This window comes from Flavobacterium reichenbachii (assembly GCF_002217435.1).
Classification (GTDB): Bacteria; Bacteroidota; Bacteroidia; order Flavobacteriales; family Flavobacteriaceae; genus Flavobacterium; species Flavobacterium reichenbachii.
In genome coordinates, this window is the sequence record NZ_MUHF01000003.1 from 173,425 (window position 1) to 192,227 (window position 18,803).

The 18,803-nt window shown below is 29.4% G+C and carries 18 protein-coding genes; 2 read left to right on the plus strand and 16 right to left on the minus strand.

The features are described from left to right. Positions 1-43: 43 nt before the first annotated feature. From B0A68_RS03945 to B0A68_RS03970, 7 genes are all read right to left on the minus strand, one after another. Complete coding sequence (locus B0A68_RS03945; protein WP_035684553.1) at positions 44-2,032, minus strand: RecQ family ATP-dependent DNA helicase; 1,989 nt, start codon at positions 2,030-2,032, stop codon at positions 44-46. Then, positions 2,022-2,522, minus strand: coding sequence for a hypothetical protein (locus B0A68_RS24605; RefSeq protein WP_205623784.1), 501 nt, complete (start codon positions 2,520-2,522; stop codon positions 2,022-2,024). The genes B0A68_RS03945 and B0A68_RS24605 overlap by 11 nt, the downstream gene beginning before the upstream one ends. A gap of 128 nt (positions 2,523-2,650) precedes the next feature. Then, positions 2,651-2,995, minus strand: coding sequence for a hypothetical protein (locus B0A68_RS24610; RefSeq protein ID WP_205623783.1), 345 nt, complete (start codon positions 2,993-2,995; stop codon positions 2,651-2,653). Positions 2,996-3,065: 70 nt separating this feature from the next. After that, positions 3,066-3,506 (minus strand): hypothetical protein, encoded by a 441-nt coding sequence (locus B0A68_RS03955; protein ID WP_035684551.1) that lies wholly within the window; start codon positions 3,504-3,506, stop codon positions 3,066-3,068. Positions 3,507-3,544: 38 nt separating this feature from the next. After that, positions 3,545-5,419: a hypothetical protein gene (locus B0A68_RS03960; RefSeq protein ID WP_035684550.1), complete on the minus strand. Its 1,875-nt coding sequence runs from the start codon at positions 5,417-5,419 to the stop codon at positions 3,545-3,547. 265 nt (positions 5,420-5,684) lie between these two features. Continuing rightward, positions 5,685-6,839, minus strand: a complete 1,155-nt coding sequence (locus B0A68_RS03965) for an ATP-binding protein (protein WP_035684548.1) — start codon at positions 6,837-6,839, stop codon at positions 5,685-5,687. Positions 6,840-7,451: 612 nt separating this feature from the next. After that, the gene (locus B0A68_RS03970) at positions 7,452-8,066 is read right to left on the minus strand and encodes a hypothetical protein (RefSeq protein ID WP_035684545.1); all 615 of its coding nucleotides are present in this window, start codon (positions 8,064-8,066) and stop codon (positions 7,452-7,454) included. Positions 8,067-8,261: 195 nt separating this feature from the next. Here B0A68_RS03970 and B0A68_RS03975 point away from each other — a divergent pair, with 195 nt between their 5' ends. Next, a complete protein-coding gene (locus B0A68_RS03975) occupies positions 8,262-8,597 on the plus strand; it encodes a UvrB/UvrC motif-containing protein (protein ID WP_035684543.1) in 336 nt (111 codons plus the stop codon). 312 nt (positions 8,598-8,909) lie between these two features. Here the strand turns inward: B0A68_RS03975 and B0A68_RS03980 are convergent, their stop codons facing one another. The 3 genes from B0A68_RS03980 to B0A68_RS03990 all read right to left on the minus strand — a co-directional run bounded on the left by B0A68_RS03980 (position 8,910) and on the right by B0A68_RS03990 (position 10,301). Beyond that, positions 8,910-9,518: a recombinase family protein gene (locus tag B0A68_RS03980; RefSeq protein ID WP_035684540.1), complete on the minus strand. Its 609-nt coding sequence runs from the start codon at positions 9,516-9,518 to the stop codon at positions 8,910-8,912. Between the two features lie 129 nt (positions 9,519-9,647). After that, positions 9,648-9,959, minus strand: a complete 312-nt coding sequence (locus B0A68_RS03985; RefSeq protein ID WP_035684537.1) for a hypothetical protein — start codon at positions 9,957-9,959, stop codon at positions 9,648-9,650. Positions 9,960-9,977: 18 nt separating this feature from the next. Further along, positions 9,978-10,301 carry a hypothetical protein gene (locus tag B0A68_RS03990; RefSeq protein ID WP_035684535.1) on the minus strand — a complete coding sequence of 108 codons (324 nt, stop codon included), beginning with the start codon at positions 10,299-10,301 and terminating at the stop codon, positions 9,978-9,980. Positions 10,302-10,432: 131 nt separating this feature from the next. On the opposite strand from B0A68_RS03990, the gene B0A68_RS03995 reads away from it, so the two are divergent. Continuing rightward, on the plus strand, positions 10,433-10,714 hold the full coding sequence (locus B0A68_RS03995; RefSeq protein WP_051892582.1) for a helix-turn-helix transcriptional regulator: 282 nt from the start codon (positions 10,433-10,435) through the stop codon (positions 10,712-10,714). Between the two features lie 539 nt (positions 10,715-11,253). Here the strand turns inward: B0A68_RS03995 and B0A68_RS04000 are convergent. The 6 genes from B0A68_RS04000 to B0A68_RS04025 all read right to left on the minus strand — a co-directional run bounded on the left by B0A68_RS04000 (position 11,254) and on the right by B0A68_RS04025 (position 18,803). Beyond that, complete coding sequence (locus B0A68_RS04000) at positions 11,254-14,133, minus strand: type I restriction endonuclease subunit R (RefSeq protein ID WP_035684534.1); 2,880 nt, start codon at positions 14,131-14,133, stop codon at positions 11,254-11,256. Then, positions 14,133-15,668 (minus strand): Fic family protein, encoded by a 1,536-nt coding sequence (locus B0A68_RS04005; RefSeq protein ID WP_035684533.1) that lies wholly within the window; start codon positions 15,666-15,668, stop codon positions 14,133-14,135. The genes B0A68_RS04000 and B0A68_RS04005 overlap by 1 nt, the downstream gene beginning before the upstream one ends. 126 nt (positions 15,669-15,794) lie before the next feature. Then, entirely contained in the window at positions 15,795-16,313 is a 519-nt protein-coding gene (locus B0A68_RS04010; protein WP_035684532.1) for a hypothetical protein, read from the minus strand. Beyond that, positions 16,310-16,915: a hypothetical protein gene (locus tag B0A68_RS04015; RefSeq protein WP_035684530.1), complete on the minus strand. Its 606-nt coding sequence runs from the start codon at positions 16,913-16,915 to the stop codon at positions 16,310-16,312. Before B0A68_RS04015 ends, B0A68_RS04010 begins: the two co-directional genes overlap by 4 nt. Next, a complete protein-coding gene (locus B0A68_RS04020; RefSeq protein WP_035684529.1) occupies positions 16,896-17,576 on the minus strand; it encodes a hypothetical protein in 681 nt (226 codons plus the stop codon). Before B0A68_RS04020 ends, B0A68_RS04015 begins: the two co-directional genes overlap by 20 nt. Positions 17,577-17,588: 12 nt before the next feature. Next, on the minus strand, positions 17,589-18,803 hold the full coding sequence (locus tag B0A68_RS04025) for a restriction endonuclease subunit S (RefSeq protein ID WP_051892580.1): 1,215 nt from the start codon (positions 18,801-18,803) through the stop codon (positions 17,589-17,591).

An 18,803-nucleotide genomic window follows, 5' to 3' on the forward strand; every position in this document is an offset into this window, starting at 1 on the left:
AAATAGTAATTTTTGTAAATAAAGCTTGTAATATTTAATGAGATTATGTAGATAATATTTGTTTAATTAACTCGTTCGTTTGGTTACTGAGAACTGCACTTTCTTTTGTGGTAATAACTTTTTCATAAACCCCAAGGTTTTTAAATATTTCTTTCTTTTCTTGCCAATTCTCATTGTACTTTTCATTGCCTAGCAAACCTAAATGTTCCCAATACCAAGTTTTACCGTTGTGTCTAATTGTAAAATCGGGCTCCTTCCATTGCCTTGCATTGTAATAAAGTTTTTCTTCGTACTGGAATTTAATATTAGAATGAAATAATATGTTTGCTATAATAACTTCTGATTTTGAGCGTACCCAAATTCCACTTTCTGTTTTATGAATTTTACCAAGTAAGTGTTTGCTTACACCTAAATAACTACCAATTTCTTGATGCAGGAATTCCGAACTATCAAAATTGTCAAGAAGATAAACGAGGTAATCTAATAAGTTGTGTTTGTATTCCCTTTTTATTTCTGTTTCAGCACTTATACTATTAATTTGTTCTTCATTTAGTTCTGCTTCAGAAGTACTAATGATTAAACATTTGTCAAGAGTTTTACTTAATGTAGCTTCACCTTCAACTAATGCTTTATATGTAATGTTAAAAAATTCCTTACATGATAAGTTTAAATTTTCCTGCTTTAAAAATAAAGGAATGACCATACCTGTTTTTGAAGAATCTATCATAGATTTTAATTTTGGATTGGTATTAGTCTTAAAAACTTTAAGACCTGTAAAACCTTTACCTTCAATCGTAATTGCTTTACAACTTAAAAAATAAGGAAGTGCATTTTGCAATTCTTCTTCTACGAAATATTGTAATGTCTTTTTCCCAATTTCATTGTTGCTTGCTTTTTTAAATAGGTCTTTTATTTCATTACTTTTTGGAAAAGACTTGTTTATAAAATGTGTTTTACGAACTTGAATGTTTTTGTTTGAATATAGCATATAAGAAGTTGCACCATTTTGGTCTCTTCCCGCTCTTCCAATTTCCTGATAATATTGTTCAATTGATTCAGGTAACATGAAATGGATGACAATACGAATGTTTGGAATATCTATTCCCATTCCAAAAGCATTAGTTGCAAAAACTAAATTTGTTGAACCATCTCTATATTCAGAAATGATTTTTTGTCTTTCCCCGCTTGTCATATCGCCATGAAATGACAATGCATTAAAGTGCATTTTATTGGCAATGTCACATAAATCTTCAGCTCCGTTTTTGTGATATTTACGATATAAGTAAACTAAGGTTTTCTCGTCTTTATGTTCTTCTATTATTTCCCAAAGTCTCTTTAGCTTTTCTTCCTCAGTTAAGAATTTTTCAACTTTTAAATCAATGTCAAATCGTAATAAAACATCATCTTTTAGAATTGATTTTTTATCAATTTTTAAATCATTTGTAATATCGATTAGCTCCTTTGGATTGATGGTCGCGGTTAGTCCTAAGATGTTTGGCCATTGATTAGAGAAAACCGAATTTAAAAATACTGGAATATGTTTATAAAATGGCCTAAAATCAAACCCCCATTGACTTATACAATGAACTTCATCAATTACCACTAATTTTATTTTGTTTTTTTGTACAGAAATACAGTACTCAAAAAATCCATCAGTAGCCATTCTTTCAGGGCTTGCAAAGATGAAATCAGGATTAATTTCTCCCTTTGCAAACTTTTTGAGTTGTTTGATTTGTTCTGAAGCTTCCATACCACCATGAATTGCCAAAACGTTGAGTCCTTGTTTTGTAAGTTTTTCGGCTTGTTCATCAATTAAGGCAATAAGTGGAGAAATGACTAGGCAAGTTCCTTTTAAAGCTTTTGCAGTAACCCAATATATTAAAGACTTTCCACCTCCTGTTGGCATTACTGCTAGCGTTGAGCCACTTCTAATAACGTGATTAATTACTTTTTCTTGAAAAGGTTTTAATGGAAAATTATCTGCTAATACAGGAAATTCCTTTTTAAAAATTTCAGCCGCGTTAGTAGTCATAATGATAATTTTGTGAATTTTGTTTTAAAAGATTTATTTCATTTTGGTGGCTTCTTGAAATAAATGACAGAAACCCGTCCACAGCTACAAATCGATATTCAATTGATAGAATGACACCATTTTTTGCATAAAGTTCTTTCAACTTATTAAAAATCCTTAAAGCGTAAAAAGCAAAAATTCCATAAGGATAAAAATAATTTTGCTGTGTGGTTCCTTCATTTGAATTAATCATTAAGAATTGAGATTCTTCTTTGCAATCAAATTTTTTTTTATTGCTTAAATAATATAATGCCCAAACTGCTTCACGGCTTCTACTGGGATACATTTCAGGGAATAGCTTAAAAATAAAATGACTTTTTATACCACCTCCGATAACGCCATAAGCAGTATAAGTTTCTTTATCCAAGTCATAATAGTCTAAGTCATCACATTTGTTTATTTGCTCAAATTTCTTTCCATCATATCGCTCATTTTTCCATTGATTAGCCAATTTTATGATGTTTGAAGTTACTTCAAATAAATGCCCTGGTTGCGCATTGTTGAAAGCTTCACGAAATTTATCAAGCTCTTTTGCTTGCTTATTTTTAAGTGTCTTACGAATAATTGGAATTTGATTTTTTAAACTGTGTTTTTAAAAGAATTTACGTCATATTTATATTCTTCGAGAGATTCTAAGTCAAGAATTTCTTTATAGGACTCTCTTTCTTTTTCAAATTCAGCAATTGTCTCACTCAACAATCTTTCAAGTACTTTTTTTATATCTTTTTCTTTCTTTTTTGGTTTTGATGTTGAGCCGAATTTTTCAGCAAGTTTTTCAGCTAAATTTCCTTGAATAGAATGTCCACCTTCTGTGTCCACATACTGTTGAAAATATTTTGGAATATTTTGTTTAATTTCTTCCCAAACGTTGTCAATATGTTCTTGTTCATAGCAAATTTGTTCAATAGCGTTCGGATAATACATATTTATTTTTACTATTTAGTGATTAATGATAGTATTCTCTAGCATAAGTTTTTTTAAAATACTAATCGATTTATGAAAACAGATGTATAATTAAAAGTATGATTGAACATATTACACCTGAAATGAAAGAGAGTCGAGATTTTTTTTTTGCATCCAATTGTTTGTCATTAAATTTCTTTTTTAATTCTATGTTTTCCTCTCTTTTGTCTTGTTTCGTAGAGTCATTAATATTTGCTAAGAAATAATTTTTGCTCGAATCACTTTGCATTCCTGAAATTATAAAATAAATTGTTAGTCCAAAACAAATGATAGAAATTATTATACAAACTTTTATAAAAATGTTTAAATGCTTTTCATTAAAAGCTAGAATAAAGAATGCGCCTATAATACCCGTCGATAATGATAAGAGTTGTCGATTTAAATCTCTAGAAATATTTCCCGCTTTTTCATGAAACTTTTCCGATAACTCGTCTGAATTTTTTTCTTCAATATATTTTGCATTCTCTTCCATATAGATTTGTTTAGCTATTGATTTTTCTAATTTAGTAATTATCGATTTATTACTTTGCCTTCATCGATAATAGCTGTAACCTCTTTGATAAAATATCTTGCTAATTGATATTCATTCCATTCAATTAATTCTATAATATTTTTTTGAATTGATGGTTTGGTTGTTGTATTTAATTTATCAACCCAAATATTTATTGATTGCAGTAATTTTAAAGCTACGTCCTTTTTACTTTCTTCATTTGATGTACCAGCCTTTATTGAAGTAAAATGTAGTCCCCATATAAAATATATGTTTTCATCGTTTGTTCCTACTGTATTAATTAAAGCACTTTGCAATGCGCCTAAAATTGTACCATTGAATAAATCACTATAAAATGATTCAGCGGTTCTTTTTGCAATATTGTTATTTATACCCCACAAAGTTCCAATATATGCTCTTGCGCCTACTTCAATAAATTTATGAGAAATATCAGAATATGACCAGCAAGTGTTATTGAAGATGATGGGGGATTGAGAGCCAGCTAATAAATTAAACATTGCTTGATAACTAAAATCAAAGCATTTTATGGCACAAGAATTAGGAACTTTACTCTTTGGTATTCTATTTTTGTTTTTGTTTTTGCGTAATTCATTTAGCATATCTGAAAATACATGATGTGGAAAGTTTGCTTCTTTTAATTCTTTACTTTTCCAATGATAACCATCAAACTTTCGCCATATCATTTTAGTAGTTACGGGAATTAATTTCTTACCACGGGAAGGAGCGAAACTTACAATTTCATCATATTCAACTATATGTGAATTACCATTACTGTCAATGAATTTTTCTGTTATAGAATATCCATTAATTTCGCCTCCATGACTACAAATATGTAAAAAATCAAAAGGATATTCTTTTACATGATTATCTATATTATATACAGTGGCATCTTTTCCTATAAGTTCTTTTACATAGTAGTTGTTTTCTGAAAATTTAGAAATTACATAATCCGTTTCCTCATCGTTAAATTCTAAAGGAGAGAAAACTATTGCGGATTTAATTTCGTAATTATTTTGAAAGTATAAGTTATTAAAAATAAAGAAATCAGGGTTCAGATATAAATGGACATGTGTAAATGGAATAATATTTTTTAGTATTAATGAGTAAGGTGCTCCAATAGTAAAAAAAGTTGCATATCTATAATTGAGAAAATTTATACTTTCAACATTGGGATAAATATTAGCGCTTAAATCATTAAAAGAATTAGCATCTCCATCCTGCCATTTTTCTATTAATTCATAAATTTCTCTTTCATTTAATGTAACGGGGTCAATTATTTTTAGTGTCGCATTAATTGAAATTGCATAATTAACCGCAATAATTGTTGATACATAATTGATTTTTTCGATTATTATTATGCCGTCTTTATTATCATTAATTTCAATTTTTTCTGCCGTTTCATCTATCTTTAATAGTAGGTTGTTTTCTGAAGCGTAATACAAACCAGCATATATATCATTAGAAGAACAATTTAAGTATTCTGTTTTGTTGGAAGCATATCTTAGATATATTTCTACATCATGAATATCTTTAATTTCGACGATAGTATATTCTTCTAAAAATGTTAAATATGACTTTTGTGCTTCAGATAAATCTATTAACAAAAGAAGATTACATCCTCCAATTCTTTTGAGTGTGTTTTTTATTTTTATATTTAATTCAGTAGCTCTAACTCGGGATAATTGGTGCTCATCTATTTCTTCATCAATCTTATCCGCTTCGTTGTTTGCTGATGTAACAGATGAAAACTCAAACATTGGTAAATATTTTCCAAATTTTGACACAAAGCTTGAAACTAGTGCAGAAAGAATTGGATTATCATAGTTTGCAATACAAAAAAACTCATTATCTATTTCTGGTATTTTTTCTTCCATATCATTGGTAGTTATTAGCTTGCATATAAATTATTTTATTTTTTTTAGTGAAATACAGTCATCTGATAAGGTATTTTTTTGCATATGATTGTGGTAAACTTCTGCAAACTTATAAAGTACATTTCTTATCATGAGTATTTCTTCATCAGTATAAAAAATTCCGTTCTTGTTTAATTTCTTTTTGCATTTTGTAAGTGATAGCATTTTAAAAATATATTTGATTAATAAAGCTCCAATCTCTTTAAGTGGATGTTACCGCATTGAATTATTTTGTTTTCTTTTTTGATTTAGTCTGTAATAATTTTCCAAAAATATTAATATGATTATTTATTTCATTGATTGCTTTAACTATTGGTTGAACAGCATTTTCAGAAAACACAACTTTATGCGTTTTGTCTAGTATTTCCACCCAAATAAATTGATTAAATGTCTTGTTTATTTTTGTTTCGTCTGGATTTTCGATTGGTAATTTTTCATCATTAATCCATTTTAGATGTTTAAAGACAAATTTTAACTGATTTGATGTGAAATTATAGTTACAATGATGTTTTATTTTTTCTAAAAGACTCGAAAAATAAATAAAATCCCTAGGTGTTTTGCTTTTCAATTCTCCAACTATTTTATAAATTGGTTTGCCTTCATCATTTGATATTTTTCCAATATCTCCAGCCGAAATTGCGTTTAATATAATATTAAAAACTCCGTTCTCTGTTTGGTCAATATCTATTTCACTGCTAGAAAGTAAATTATCTTTTGAGTTGTAGCCATATACAGTATTGTTTTTTGGATTTAATATCAGAACTTCTCTGGGATTGATGTCAAAAATTTCGGGTAATAATTTTGACCAAATTTCCATAAACTCTTTGTTTTTTTCATTAGCTTTTACTTGAATGAAACGATTGAAATCTTGAGTCGTTGAATTGGCAGTTTCGTTTTTACCTGAAACACGATAAATAATTTCGCCTTTCTTTATATTATAATCAGGGAAATCATTTATGGGGATTATTATTTGATTTTGTTTTTCAATTAGTATATAAAAAAATTTTCTAGTACCAGATTGAAAGTGTTGTAAATCTAAATCAACACCAACTTTTGCTATTTTATCGAATTTTTGAGAGATTTTATTTAAATCAATTTTATTTAGTAAATCAAAATTTTTAATATCTAAACCAGTATCTTCAAGCTCTCCTGTGGACTTTTCTTCTTTTATTCCAATTAAAAGAATTCCCCCATTTGAATTTGAAAAAGATAGAATGTCTTTAGTAAAATTTCGCATGAAAATTTCAACTGGGTCAGTTTGACCATAAAAATTTAATTCAAGTTTGTAATCATATAAATTATTTTCTTTTGGAAACTTCCCGTGGTCTTTTAGATTATCTATAGTTATTGAAACCTGTTCTTTTAATAATTTTAAATTCATAGTTTTTTATTATTTAGATTAGGTTTCTTAATGATTCAATTTCTTGTTAGGCTCCGTCGCTCATATTGTTTGAGAGCTAACTAATCCTTTGTTTCATTAGATTGATAAAAACAAATATATGTATAATCAAATTTGATTTTTAATTTCATGTAAAAACACGTATTTATACCTGTTAGTAATTGTTGATTACAATTTCATGTTGCTAAAAAACAAATATCATTTTTTAATTCATAATTAGATTACGGAAAACCATATTTTCTAAAATACGGAAGAAGTTAGAATTTAAAAAGAAGATTTTAATCTCAGCATCTATGGATTTATATTAATGACAATTGTTTTATTTGGGGAAAGAGAGTCATTAGAAGAAGTGTCCTTATACATATGGTTATGGTACACTTCAGCAAACTTATAGAGTATATCTCTTGTCATAAGAATTTCTTCATCAGTGTAAAAAATCCATTTTTATTTAAAATTTTCTTGCATTAGTGATTGATAGCATTGAACAGATTTAATTATAGTTAGATTAGGTATAATTAAATTTTTTATGGTTAATTGATGGAAATTATTTTTTATGGAAGAGATGTATACTACTATTTTTTTAGAAGCTAAGAGTTACGTATAATTAGACTTTGAATAAATTATTTTTTTAATTTCATCTTCACTTAAGTCATAACTATCCGTAAAGCTAATTTCTCGTAATTCTAAAGCTCTATCTTTCATATATCGGAAGTATTCACTAAAACTACCAACCTTTAATGTTATGATAACTATTTGAGTATTATTTTCAAGTTCGTGCCTTATATCATCCACGTAGAAGTAATTAATTGGGATTAAAGCACTAACAAAAGGTAAGCTTATACTATCGCCAATTCTTGGTAAATGGGTTAGATAATCAACAGTAAATTGGCAACTATAGTCAAAATAACTTATATAAAAGTGATACAAAAATTTTTTAAAGCTTAAATTTAATTTACGTTCATAAGTAAAAATCTCACTATGCATTTTTAATAAAAGCTTCCTTAAAATGTGTAATTTCAATCCTGTAGCTACTTCAGCATCTTTTAATTTTGGGTATTGAATATTTAAATCTTCATTTAGATAGTCTTCAGCTAATATAAATTCAATTATGGATTGATATTTTTTTTTGTCTTTAAAAAGTTCTTTTAATTGGTCGCCTATATAAATGAAATCAATGATTATTTGTTTAATAGATACTTTCGGATTCATAATAATTACTTTTTAGAAATAAAAGTAATAAAAAAGCAGTATTATTAGTAACTAATTGAATAATAAGTTTTTATGTGTTTATTTTAAAGCGGTTCGTTGTTAATTTAGTTATCAAAGTTGACAATTGTTGACTTTGAATGGGTATGGACAACTTGTGTATGTAGTTTTGCATCATATTAATAAAATATTTTAAATATGAAAAATCAAACAACCATTGGAGAAACTAATATTGTAAGCATGAGGTTTCCAAAACTTAAAATGAAAAATGTTAAAAATTTAGGTAAGAGCTATATAAATACTCTAAACAAGGCAATAACAGGAAAAAAATTAACTGACAATCAAGTAGAAAAATTATATTACATGCATTTAGTTGGAGAGGATTTTCCAATAGTGTCAAATTCGATAGTTTTACAGTTAATATCTGCCTATGAAAAAAAATTAGATTACTTCGTAGAAAAGGAATACTATGAAAATGCAATCGAATTCAGAGATATAATTACCTCATTAAAAGAGACAAAAACTGTTAAGTAATTGCAAAGGGGTCATTGTTATCCTCAAAAAGGGAGATGTTAGTCCAAACATCCTAAATATTCGATTTAATTGAAGTAATAAAAAACCTTGCTTTCTTTTCAAAGCAAGGTTCTAATATTTTTGTCTGTGCTAATTAATAAGTAATTAATCATCACTTATTTTCATAGTACTTGCTATTTACAAATAAAGCTTTAACCCGCATTTTGGTACATATCCTGTTTACTTCAACACATGTAAGCTTATTAGCATCCTTTACTTTAAAAGTATAATAGATTTTATCCTCTTGATGTTGAATTTTAATTTGCATAGCTTCTAATTTTGCTTTTGAAGAACACTTATAACTTTTTTCACTGTATTTGGAGAAACATTCGTTAGGGTTCCAATTTTTCTTAATGATAAATTTGGATTTGCTTTTAGCTCTTTCACCACTTTTTTATGCTTTGCTAAAATTACATCATCCGATTCAAAGGTGTCTTTTTCACGCCCTTTATATACTCCTCTCAAACGAGCTTGAATTATCCCTTCAGTTTGTCTTTCAAGAAGAGAAGATTTTTCCAAACTCGATAGCTCTGATAAAATAGTTGTAATTAGGTTAAATACTGGATTAGCTTTTCCATTTATCATTGACTCAAGCCCCAAATTATCAATCTTAACAATCACTCCTTTATCAAAGAAAAATTTTAGTGTTTGTAAAACATTGATAGTTGACCTTCCTGCTCTATCGATAGCATGGAATGAAACGTAATCTACTTCTCTAGCTTCAACGGCTTCGATAAGTTTTTTTCCAGCGGGTCTTTCATTAAATGGAATAGAGCCACTTATTGTATCAATGAATAATATTTCATCTGGATGGGCTTTTGCCAACTGGCGCAGGTTAGATTGTTGAGCCGTACTTTGTCTGACATACCTGCCTTTTTTCATAATCTGTTGTTTTTATGTGCAATATTAGAATGGTGTATTTTGCACGGTTTTTTTAATGAATTTATTGAGCTTAAGTTTTACAGTACCATTCAAGGATAAAGTATAATCTAATTTTGCACAGGATTAAGATTACTTTCCCTCAATCCAATCTATAACATCGACCAGCATGTCACAGTAAGCACCTTCAAAAGTTCTAACTACCTCACGATTTTTATTCATAAATATTATTGTATAGTCATCAACCCAACGAAGACAAACTTTAACCCAGCCTTTATGTAGTAAACCATTAACTTGAAAAGCCAATCCGCCTTCAAATTCTTTGCTCTCACTGATTGCTGAAAAGTTTTTAGCTCCCCAAGCCATTAAGGCAGTTCTGTCTGTATGTTTTATTTGTTCTAAAATTGTTTGAGCTATTTCCATTGTTCTTGATGTAGTTTCCATGTTTTTCTTTTTTATAGTTTAGTCTAATGCTCCAAAGCTTCTTATGAATCCTTCTGTTGAAGTTTGATTATAAAAGCTTTCAAATTGTATTGCTGTTACTGATTCTGTTTTGATTAATTCAGCAAGAGCTTTAATTGATTTTGCTCCAACGATACCAGCTTTAGTCCAAACTTGATTGATACGGAAATCATTTCCTTTTTTCTCTTCTTCTAAGATTGCATTACCAAAGTCCTTTAAATTGAAGTATGGTCTATAACCTTTTGTATTAACCAACTGAAGTGTTAAACCTCTCAGGTTTTCTTTGATGTCTTTAATCTCAGTTTTAAATTCCCTTGCTTTCATAAATCAAGTTTCGCTTCATTATTACAGTACAAAGTAAAGCTATGTTTTATTTAAAAGCAAATTATACTTGATTTATTTTTAAATAAAGTAAGTGTTGCTTACTTTTTGTGTATCTTTGAAAAAAAATAAATATGGAAATTCTACGTTTAAAAGAAATAATGAATCAAAAGGGAGTGAGCAGAGAAGAGCTTGCTAGTAAGGTTAGTGTTAGCATGACTACAATAAGTAATATTAACTCTGAAAAAAATTTACCTACAATAAATTTACTATTACAGATTGCTGAAGCTTTGGACGTTGATATAAGAGAAATGTTTGTATCAACGAAAGGAAGCTCAGTCACCCAAAATGAAGTTGACCAAGCAAAAAGGTTGTTTGAAAAAGGACTAAATGTTCTTAACGGTGTGGTTGATTAAAAAACACACCTAAAAACTACTTCTTTTCTTGATAAATAAAAGATGCTGTTGCGCCATTCATATTTAATGATTTGCAACATGGAGGTATTCCAACTTTGTCTAGAAGCATTCGCATCTGTGACTGTCTAAGTAAAATTTTTAGTTTCATAATCGCTGTTTATAATAAATATCAGCTTCAGAAATTTTTTTAAAAAAAACTCCAACAGCACGCTTAGCATACCGATTAAAACATCGTTTTTTGCTAGAAAAAACTAATAATGACTGGTTAGCCATCTGAATGAATACATGCTAACGTAGTGCATTTTAAGAACAAAAGGTACGTTTAAACTGATATAAAAATCGCCTTTTTTTAGGTAAAAAATTTAAAAAATATTTTTTCAAAATATCAACATAAAAAAGTATCGTCAGAAAATTTACCAATTTAGTGCTTATATATACGCCATCTTGATAAAAAGGAATCTCACGGGGAGGTAACTTAGGCATATTTATACAAAGGTTAAAATCATTAACCGGGGGAGGACTCCTATTGGGAGGGAGGATTACCCTGCAATTCCATTTATAAACGTGTCTACAAAACCTATTATTTTGCTTAGAATTCTGTCACCTAGTTTCTTTCTCTGTAAAATAGTTGGTTTTTCGCCTTCAATCAAATCTAATATTTCATCTCTCATTGGTTCTCGCTCCGAAAACAAATAATTCTCTATTAGTTTTTCTGTTTTTTCCTGCGATAGATTTTCATCTTTTACCAGTTGATTAAAGGCATTTTGTTGTTCAATACTCCAGAATTTTTCAAATTCCTGTGTTACATCATCTGTATCTTCAATAACTGGAAGGTTTTCTTTGATGAATTTTTCAATCAATTCACGTTTGCTTCTTAAATCGGCTTCGGTGTTTAATAGGTTGAAAATCTCTTTTTCAGTTTTGGAAGTATCCTGTTTTGTATTGGCTTTCAGTTTGATTAAAAGCTGTACAATATAAGTTACGTTGATATCGTCACGATGTATTAACTCTAATTCAAAATCTACATCTTCCAAAATGGATACTTTTTCCTTTTGATGGTCTGTTTTTACTTTGTCGTATAAGTCTAGGTACTTACTTTTATAATCTTCAAAAAGCTGTTCATCCATTTCCAAATCCGACCAGTCAAAATCAGAAAACGAATGCATGATATTTCGTAATCTCATAAGCTCCCTGAAAGCCTTGATAAATTCCAATTCATTCTCTTCAGTTTGCAATTCGTTTACACTTTCAACTGTTGGTGTTAGCTTTATTAGCTGGTCATATGCGTCGTTAAATTTCTTGGTGTAATCTTCATACGGTTTCATGACAATTACATCAATTGCATCTTTATTACTAAAAAGCGTTATAGCTTCATCTGTTGCATTCTTTAGGTTTCGGAACACGACAATGTTTCCTTGCGATTTTTGCTCATTCAAAACCCTGTTTGTTCTGGAATATGCTTGTATTAAACCATGGTATTTCAGGTTTTTATCTACATATAATGTACTAAGCGTTGGACTGTCAAACCCAGTAAGGAACATATTTACTACTAGTAAAATATCAATCTTACGTTCTTTTACTTTTTTAGAAATATCATTGTAGTAGTTGTAAAAACTTTCGCTGTCTCTGGTTGAATATTTAGTATCATACATTTCATTATAATGACTAATAAATTCATCCAATTTTTCACGGCTGTGAACGTGTAAACCGTATAAAGCTCTTGGTTCTTCTACTACTGATACTTCTTCGGGTAAAAATCCGTTGGCATCACTATCATCTTCATTAGCTGAATAACTGAATATAGTTGCAATGTTTAGATTGTGTTCTCCAGCAAGTTTTTTGCTGTGGAAAATATCATAATATTTGATAAGGGTTTCAACACTAGATACACAGAACATACCTGTGAATTCTCTATTATGAGTTTTACGGCTATGGTTGTCAATGATATAATCAGCAATCTTTGTCAATCGTTTCGGGTCTTCCATCAACTCCTTTGTGTCAATGTCTTCTACTTCAATATCAACTGCGGTTTCTCGGTCTGCTTTCTGCTTATATCTTCCCACATATTCCACTGAAAACTTCAATACGTTTTCGTCTTTAATCGCATCCGTAATAACGTATTTGTGTAAACAATCACTAAATAGTTCTGAAGTGGTTCTTCTTCCTAAATCATTTTTTACGGAATTATCAGCAAAGATTGGTGTTCCTGTAAATCCAAACATCTGGATGTTGTTAAAAAATGCTTTAATGCGATTATGTGTGTCGCCAAATTGACTTCTGTGGCATTCATCAAAGATAAAGACAATGCGCTCGTCTTTCAATTTATCCATTTTCTCCAAATACTGCTTTTTACTGATAGCGGTATTTAGTTTCTGAATAGTGGTCACTATCAACTTAGTATCATTCTCAAACTGCTTAACCAATGCTTTGGTATTGTCGGTTCCGTCAATACTTCCTTTGCTGAAACTGTTAAACTCTTTGGTAGTTTGGTAATCCAAATCCTTTCTATCAACTACAAAAACTACTTTTTTGACCTCTGGCAAATTCATTATGATTTGACTTGCCTTGAAGGATGTGAGTGTTTTTCCTGAGCCAGTGGTATGCCAAATATATCCGTTTTTAGTGCTGTTTTTTACACGGTCTATCAATGCTTCAACTGCATAAAATTGATAGGGTCTCAACACCATTGGTATTTTATAAGTTTCGTTCAAAACGATGTATTTGCATATCATTTTAGATATGTGACATGGTTCCAGAAACTCACTAGTGAATCCGTTCAGGATATTAGTAAGTCGTTTGTTTTCTTTATCAGTCCAATAAAAGGTTTGCTTAAAAGATTGTTTTTTGTTGTTGGCGTAATACTTTGTATTGACTCCATTGCTGATAACGAATATCTGAACATACTGAAATAAAGCTGAATTGTGACCAAACGAATGTCGCTGATAACGGTTGATTTGGTTGAATGCTTCTTTAAGCTCCAATCCTCTGCGTTTTAGTTCGATTTGAACCATTGGCAAACCATTTATCAGCAGGGTTACATCATAACGGTTTTTGTATTTACCGTCAATTAAGACTTGGTGTGTAACCTGAAATTGATTTTGGCACCAATGTTCAGTATTGATGAACTCGAAATATAAGTTATCACCATTATCTCTTACGATGTGTTGCTTTTCTCTTAGATTTTTAGCTTTTTCAAACACCGAGCCTTTGGCTAATATATTCAAAACTCTTTCAAATTCGGTTGCTGAAAATTTAGCATTTGCCGTTTTTAGGAGTGCTTGTCGATTATGGATTTCTAATTGATGCTTTAGATTTGTAGTAAGCTCATTTTCGTCTTTTAAAACTACTAAACCATATCCTAACTTTTGAAGTTGAACAACTAACTGGTCTTCTAATACTGCTTCGGGTTGTTTTGACATTAGTTAAAATATAATTGGTAATGTTCTTCTATTTCTTTTACTTCTTCTTCAGTTAATGCTGAAAATTCTTTTTCTAATGCTCTTTTAGAAAGTTTACCATTGTTTTGTTCTAGAAAACGAATAAGTAAGGCTACCATTTTATCAGGCATTTGAAAAATATCATCCAGATAACTTTTCATTTCATCGTACTTTTGAAGATAGTCTACTTCCTGCGGAATGACATTTTCAATTGTATCATTTACACAGTCATATAAGAACTCAGCTTGTTTAGTAGCATCAAAATAACGATAAAAATCTATAGTGTCATTTAAAACTTCAATATTATTAGACTTCGTTTTTTTCCATTCAATGAAATCTAATATTGGGTGTGAATAGGATTCTAATACTAATCTATAATCATCTATATGATTCAAAATTGAAGCTGATACTGGAAAAATAATTCCTTGTTGTGCAAACTGCATTTTAGATAATATGTGATGCATCAAATAGCGATGAATTCTTCCGTTACCATCAACAAATGGGTGAATGAAAACAAAACCAAAAGCTATCGTTGCACCAGCTAACACAGCATCAAATTTTGATTCCTCCATTTTTTCATAAGTAGCGAACAAGCCATTTATTAGAATATCGATGTCTTCCCACTTAGCCGAAATATGTTCAGGAATGGGTTCTCCAGTTGTACGTTCATGTTCACCTACAAAACCACCTTCTGTTCTAAATCCCATTTCAATAAAACGACTGTTTTCAATTACTATTTGTTGTAAACGAAGTAGTTCTTCTTTGTCCAAAGGTTTTGAACCAGCCTGCCCAATAGCTTTTCCCCATCGAACTGCACGTGTATTAGTTGGGTTTTCTCCTTCTATTGTAAAAGATGCTTTTGAATCCTTTAGTAATAAAAACGCTGATGCTCTTTGTAGTACATCTTTGTGAATAGCTTTTAAATAACTATTCTTTTTATTGGAAAGATTTTCGTTGATATAGTTGGTTAACTTTTCCGTTTTATGGATTAACGGACAAAAATCAACTGTTCCTGGCAAATTGTTTTTGATACGATGTCTGCTGGAATTAGTGCTTGTTGATAATCCAAATTGGATATCTTCATCTATTAAAGTAACAAAGTTTCCTTTTTCTAAATCAGGGATAGGCAATGTTTTTCCTGATAACCATTCATATAGAAACCAAATTTTACGGCTGTACTGTCCTTGTGGTTCTATCTGTACCAATGCCGTTATCTCTTGTTCGGTAAGTGTCTCAAATAATTTTTTAAAGAATAATAAATTAATTCCTTCGTATTTTAAAGCGAATACAAGTTGTTTGTATAAGGTATCTTCTGGCTCATGTCTTGAAGTTAATACTTGCCAATTCTCACTTGTATATTGACGTTTTTTTGAACTAATAAGTGCCAATTGATTAGGTATTGGCATTGATAATGAATAGGCTTCAATTAAGGCTCCATATCCTACCAATGTTCCTTCTTCGGGTGCTTTAATACCGTGAAAAACACTTATCTTTAGTGAAAAACGCTTACTATCCATGTTTTAAAGTGAAAAATGATTATTCAAAAATAGTGAAAAACGCTTATGAATAGTGAAAAACACTTATAAATTTTTAATTTTTAGACAAAACACTTATTTGATATTGTCTATTCATTTTTTATAGTTTTAATTTCTTTCAAAAAGATATAACTCTAATTCTGCTATGGATGAATAAGGCTTACTGGGCAACAAATCCTTGGCTACTTGAATAACTCTGAGATATTCCTCAACATTAGTCATCTTAGTCCAAGGGGTTGGATTAACTATCTTAAGATGTTTTTGAATAATACTATCTACAGGAAAATGTGGTGGTGCACTTATTTTGTCTAAGCACCAAAGATATTTTAAATATAAGTTTAATAATTTTTGACTTATGCCAATGTTGATTCGACCTTGTTTCAATATAGAACTAAATTCAGTTGTATATTCAGAAAGTGCAATAATATTTTGAATGTGATTTTCTTCAGTCACTTCATCTAAGTACTTTGTAATTAAGCTGTTTTCTATATAGCCTCTTAATTTAGTCCTGAATTGTTTACGTTCAGTTTCAGTGACTCCATCTTTGTAAATGTTTGCTCTCTGAAAAGCTCCAAAAGTGCTTAACATCCAAATCTCATGTTGAATGAATTCATTTCGTTTTATCATACAGTTTTTTCTTTGTATCTAAAAACTAAATCATAGGATTCACAATAATTTTCAAAGTCCTTTAAAATTTCAATTGTTGTATCTTCTGAGAAGAAATTTTCTAAAGCATAACTTTTAAAAATCATAATCTCGTCTCCCGAATCTATCTGGCCTGTTTCGTTCAAAGTAAAACTTGTGTAACTCCAAATTTTTGACCACTCAGTTCTGTTTTTTTTGCTTGCTACAAAAATTAATTTGGAGTTAGAGTTTTCTGAAGATTCAAATGCACTAATTTTCTTTTCATGTATTTTCTTTTCTTGAAATTTCGCTTCATAAAAACCTGTGTCATTTAATAAAAAGACAGAAAAATTTATTTTTGCCAACTTTCTGGTAAAGTTAAATTCGTAGTAATACATATTTAACCAATCCCATGCCCAATTATCAAGTCTGCCTCTTCCTTTATTAGGTGAAGAATTGCTAAATCTTGGATAACCTCCTTTATACTTACACTCAAAAGAATCACCGATGAATCCCATAAGGTCTAAAATTCTAGCTTGATATTGGAATAATAAACGATAAGATTTACGAACTTCATACAGAATGTTATTGGTGTTTTCTTGCATAAGAGAATAAGGTTTCTATAGATTGAGTTTGATTTGATTTGTCTATTTTTAAGTCTTTAAGCCATTTTTTTTGGTAATAACGATGGAGAGCAAAACCATTTATGGTATCTTCAAGAATTCGAATAAAAGCAAACTCAATTGAAGATGTTTTTTCTTTTAATCTATTGTTTTCTATAACTATTTGCTCCAATAGCTTTGTCCAGTCAGTCTTGCAAATTTTAACTTCCTTATCCTCAAAAGAAAAGTTTAATTCATCATTTTTATGATGTAATCCACCTAATTGAATAAAGTATAAAGTCTTTTTATCTTCTTGAAATTCATTATAATATGCTTGAATTTCATTTTTCATTTGATTAATACTTTGTTGCTTCACATCAAGTCTTTTAGCTTCAATAATTACATCGAATTGATTGAATCGTAAAAAAACATCTGGCTCAACGAATTTAGAATTACTAGTATTTTCTGAATTCCATTTATCCCAAAATGAAATAGACAGTAATTCTCCTGATACTGTAGGTAATTTGTCAAAGTAGAGCGAACGTTTAATTATTGACCAAAATATTTCAGTAGGCAAATATTTCAACGTATCAAAAACAACTGCTGTTAAGCTATCCTCGCAAGTAATTAATGTACCTTTTCTTCTATGGAAAAATGAAACCATAACTTATTTTATTTACACAAACATTTGTTGCAACAACCCTTTTTTCCAAACCTCTGTTTTTTTAATTTGTGATTGACAATGATTAATTTTACTATCAATTGCCGATAGAAAATTGGTAATCTTGGTTTGTTCTTCTAAAGAGGGAAATTCTATTTTAATTTTAGTCAGTGATTCGTAACTCAAAGTATTTCTAACACTACCTTCAAAAGAACTATTCATTTGTCTAGTGAATTTTTCAGTGAAGAACCATTCTAATAAAAAATTATCATTTAGATAGTTTTTATCAGTTTTGAAACTAATATACAATGGGCTAATAACTGAAGTTTTATTGTCAAATTTGTACGCCAGTGAACCAACATCTATTCGTGATGGATTATATGCAAAATCCCCTTTTTGAATTACATAATAATTTGATAAATCCTTACTAGCTATTATTCTATCTTCAAAATATTCATCTTGATTTACAAACCCATGTTTATTACTAACACTTTGAACTAATTTGAATTCTTGATTTTTATTTTTCTTAGAATTTTTTTTCAATACTTCTCCCAACTTGTTTTCCTCCCAATCTGAAAAATAATTTCCACTATCATCTTTAAATCTCAATTCTTGCGAGAATATTTTTTGCATCACGCCTTTCTTGTATTGCTTCAAAAGGTTTTTCTTGTGTTTTAAAGCTTGTATTTTTTCATCTACTGCTGTAAGGAATGTGGCTATTTTTTGTTGTTCAATAATGGTTGGGAATGTAAAATCAATATTAGATAATTTTTCTTGATTTAAATTATCTTGAGCCGCACCTTGTGATAAACTTTGAATTTGAATTTTAAATTTATCAAATAAATGTTTTACAAATAATACAGTTGTTTCATTTTCTTTTGGAATTAATCCAATTATACTATCAGGGAAACATGCTTTAATTTTTAAAATTGCAGTTTCAGCAATATTAGCAGCAATAGTAATGCATAAAGTATCTTCATCCCATAATTTACTTTGTTTTAAACCATCTTCAGAATATGTTTGAGTAAAACTTGTCAAATATAATTCGGTTTTTCTGATATCACCTGTTTGTATAAATGGGTATTTTCCTCCATAAAGGAATTCTGCATCTCTAGGTCTATGCTTAGATTTTCCTCTTCCTATTTTTGCTACTTCTTTAAGTTTTTTATTTTTCCACTCCTCTTTAAACTCAGGAAACCCTAAAATTGGTCTATTTTGTTTATCTATCAT

Coding starts and splice junctions, on each gene's coding strand:
- B0A68_RS03945 (WP_035684553.1), bottom strand. CDS start 2,032: ATGACTACTAACGCGGCTGAAATTTTTAAAAAGGAATTTCCTGTATTA.
- B0A68_RS24610 (WP_205623783.1), bottom strand. CDS start 2,995: ATGTATTATCCGAACGCTATTGAACAAATTTGCTATGAACAAGAACAT.
- B0A68_RS03955 (WP_035684551.1), bottom strand. CDS start 3,506: ATGGAAGAGAATGCAAAATATATTGAAGAAAAAAATTCAGACGAGTTA.
- B0A68_RS03960 (WP_035684550.1), bottom strand. CDS start 5,419: ATGGAAGAAAAAATACCAGAAATAGATAATGAGTTTTTTTGTATTGCA.
- B0A68_RS03965 (WP_035684548.1), bottom strand. CDS start 6,839: ATGAATTTAAAATTATTAAAAGAACAGGTTTCAATAACTATAGATAAT.
- B0A68_RS03970 (WP_035684545.1), bottom strand. CDS start 8,066: ATGAATCCGAAAGTATCTATTAAACAAATAATCATTGATTTCATTTAT.
- B0A68_RS03975 (WP_035684543.1), top strand. CDS start 8,262: ATGAAAAATCAAACAACCATTGGAGAAACTAATATTGTAAGCATGAGG.
- B0A68_RS03980 (WP_035684540.1), bottom strand. CDS start 9,518: ATGAAAAAAGGCAGGTATGTCAGACAAAGTACGGCTCAACAATCTAAC.
- B0A68_RS03985 (WP_035684537.1), bottom strand. CDS start 9,959: ATGGAAACTACATCAAGAACAATGGAAATAGCTCAAACAATTTTAGAA.
- B0A68_RS03990 (WP_035684535.1), bottom strand. CDS start 10,301: ATGAAAGCAAGGGAATTTAAAACTGAGATTAAAGACATCAAAGAAAAC.
- B0A68_RS03995 (WP_051892582.1), top strand. CDS start 10,433: ATGGAAATTCTACGTTTAAAAGAAATAATGAATCAAAAGGGAGTGAGC.
- B0A68_RS04000 (WP_035684534.1), bottom strand. CDS start 14,133: ATGTCAAAACAACCCGAAGCAGTATTAGAAGACCAGTTAGTTGTTCAA.
- B0A68_RS04005 (WP_035684533.1), bottom strand. CDS start 15,668: ATGGATAGTAAGCGTTTTTCACTAAAGATAAGTGTTTTTCACGGTATT.
- B0A68_RS04010 (WP_035684532.1), bottom strand. CDS start 16,313: ATGATAAAACGAAATGAATTCATTCAACATGAGATTTGGATGTTAAGC.
- B0A68_RS04015 (WP_035684530.1), bottom strand. CDS start 16,915: ATGCAAGAAAACACCAATAACATTCTGTATGAAGTTCGTAAATCTTAT.
- B0A68_RS04020 (WP_035684529.1), bottom strand. CDS start 17,576: ATGGTTTCATTTTTCCATAGAAGAAAAGGTACATTAATTACTTGCGAG.
- B0A68_RS04025 (WP_051892580.1), bottom strand. CDS start 18,803: ATGATAGATAAACAAAATAGACCAATTTTAGGGTTTCCTGAGTTTAAA.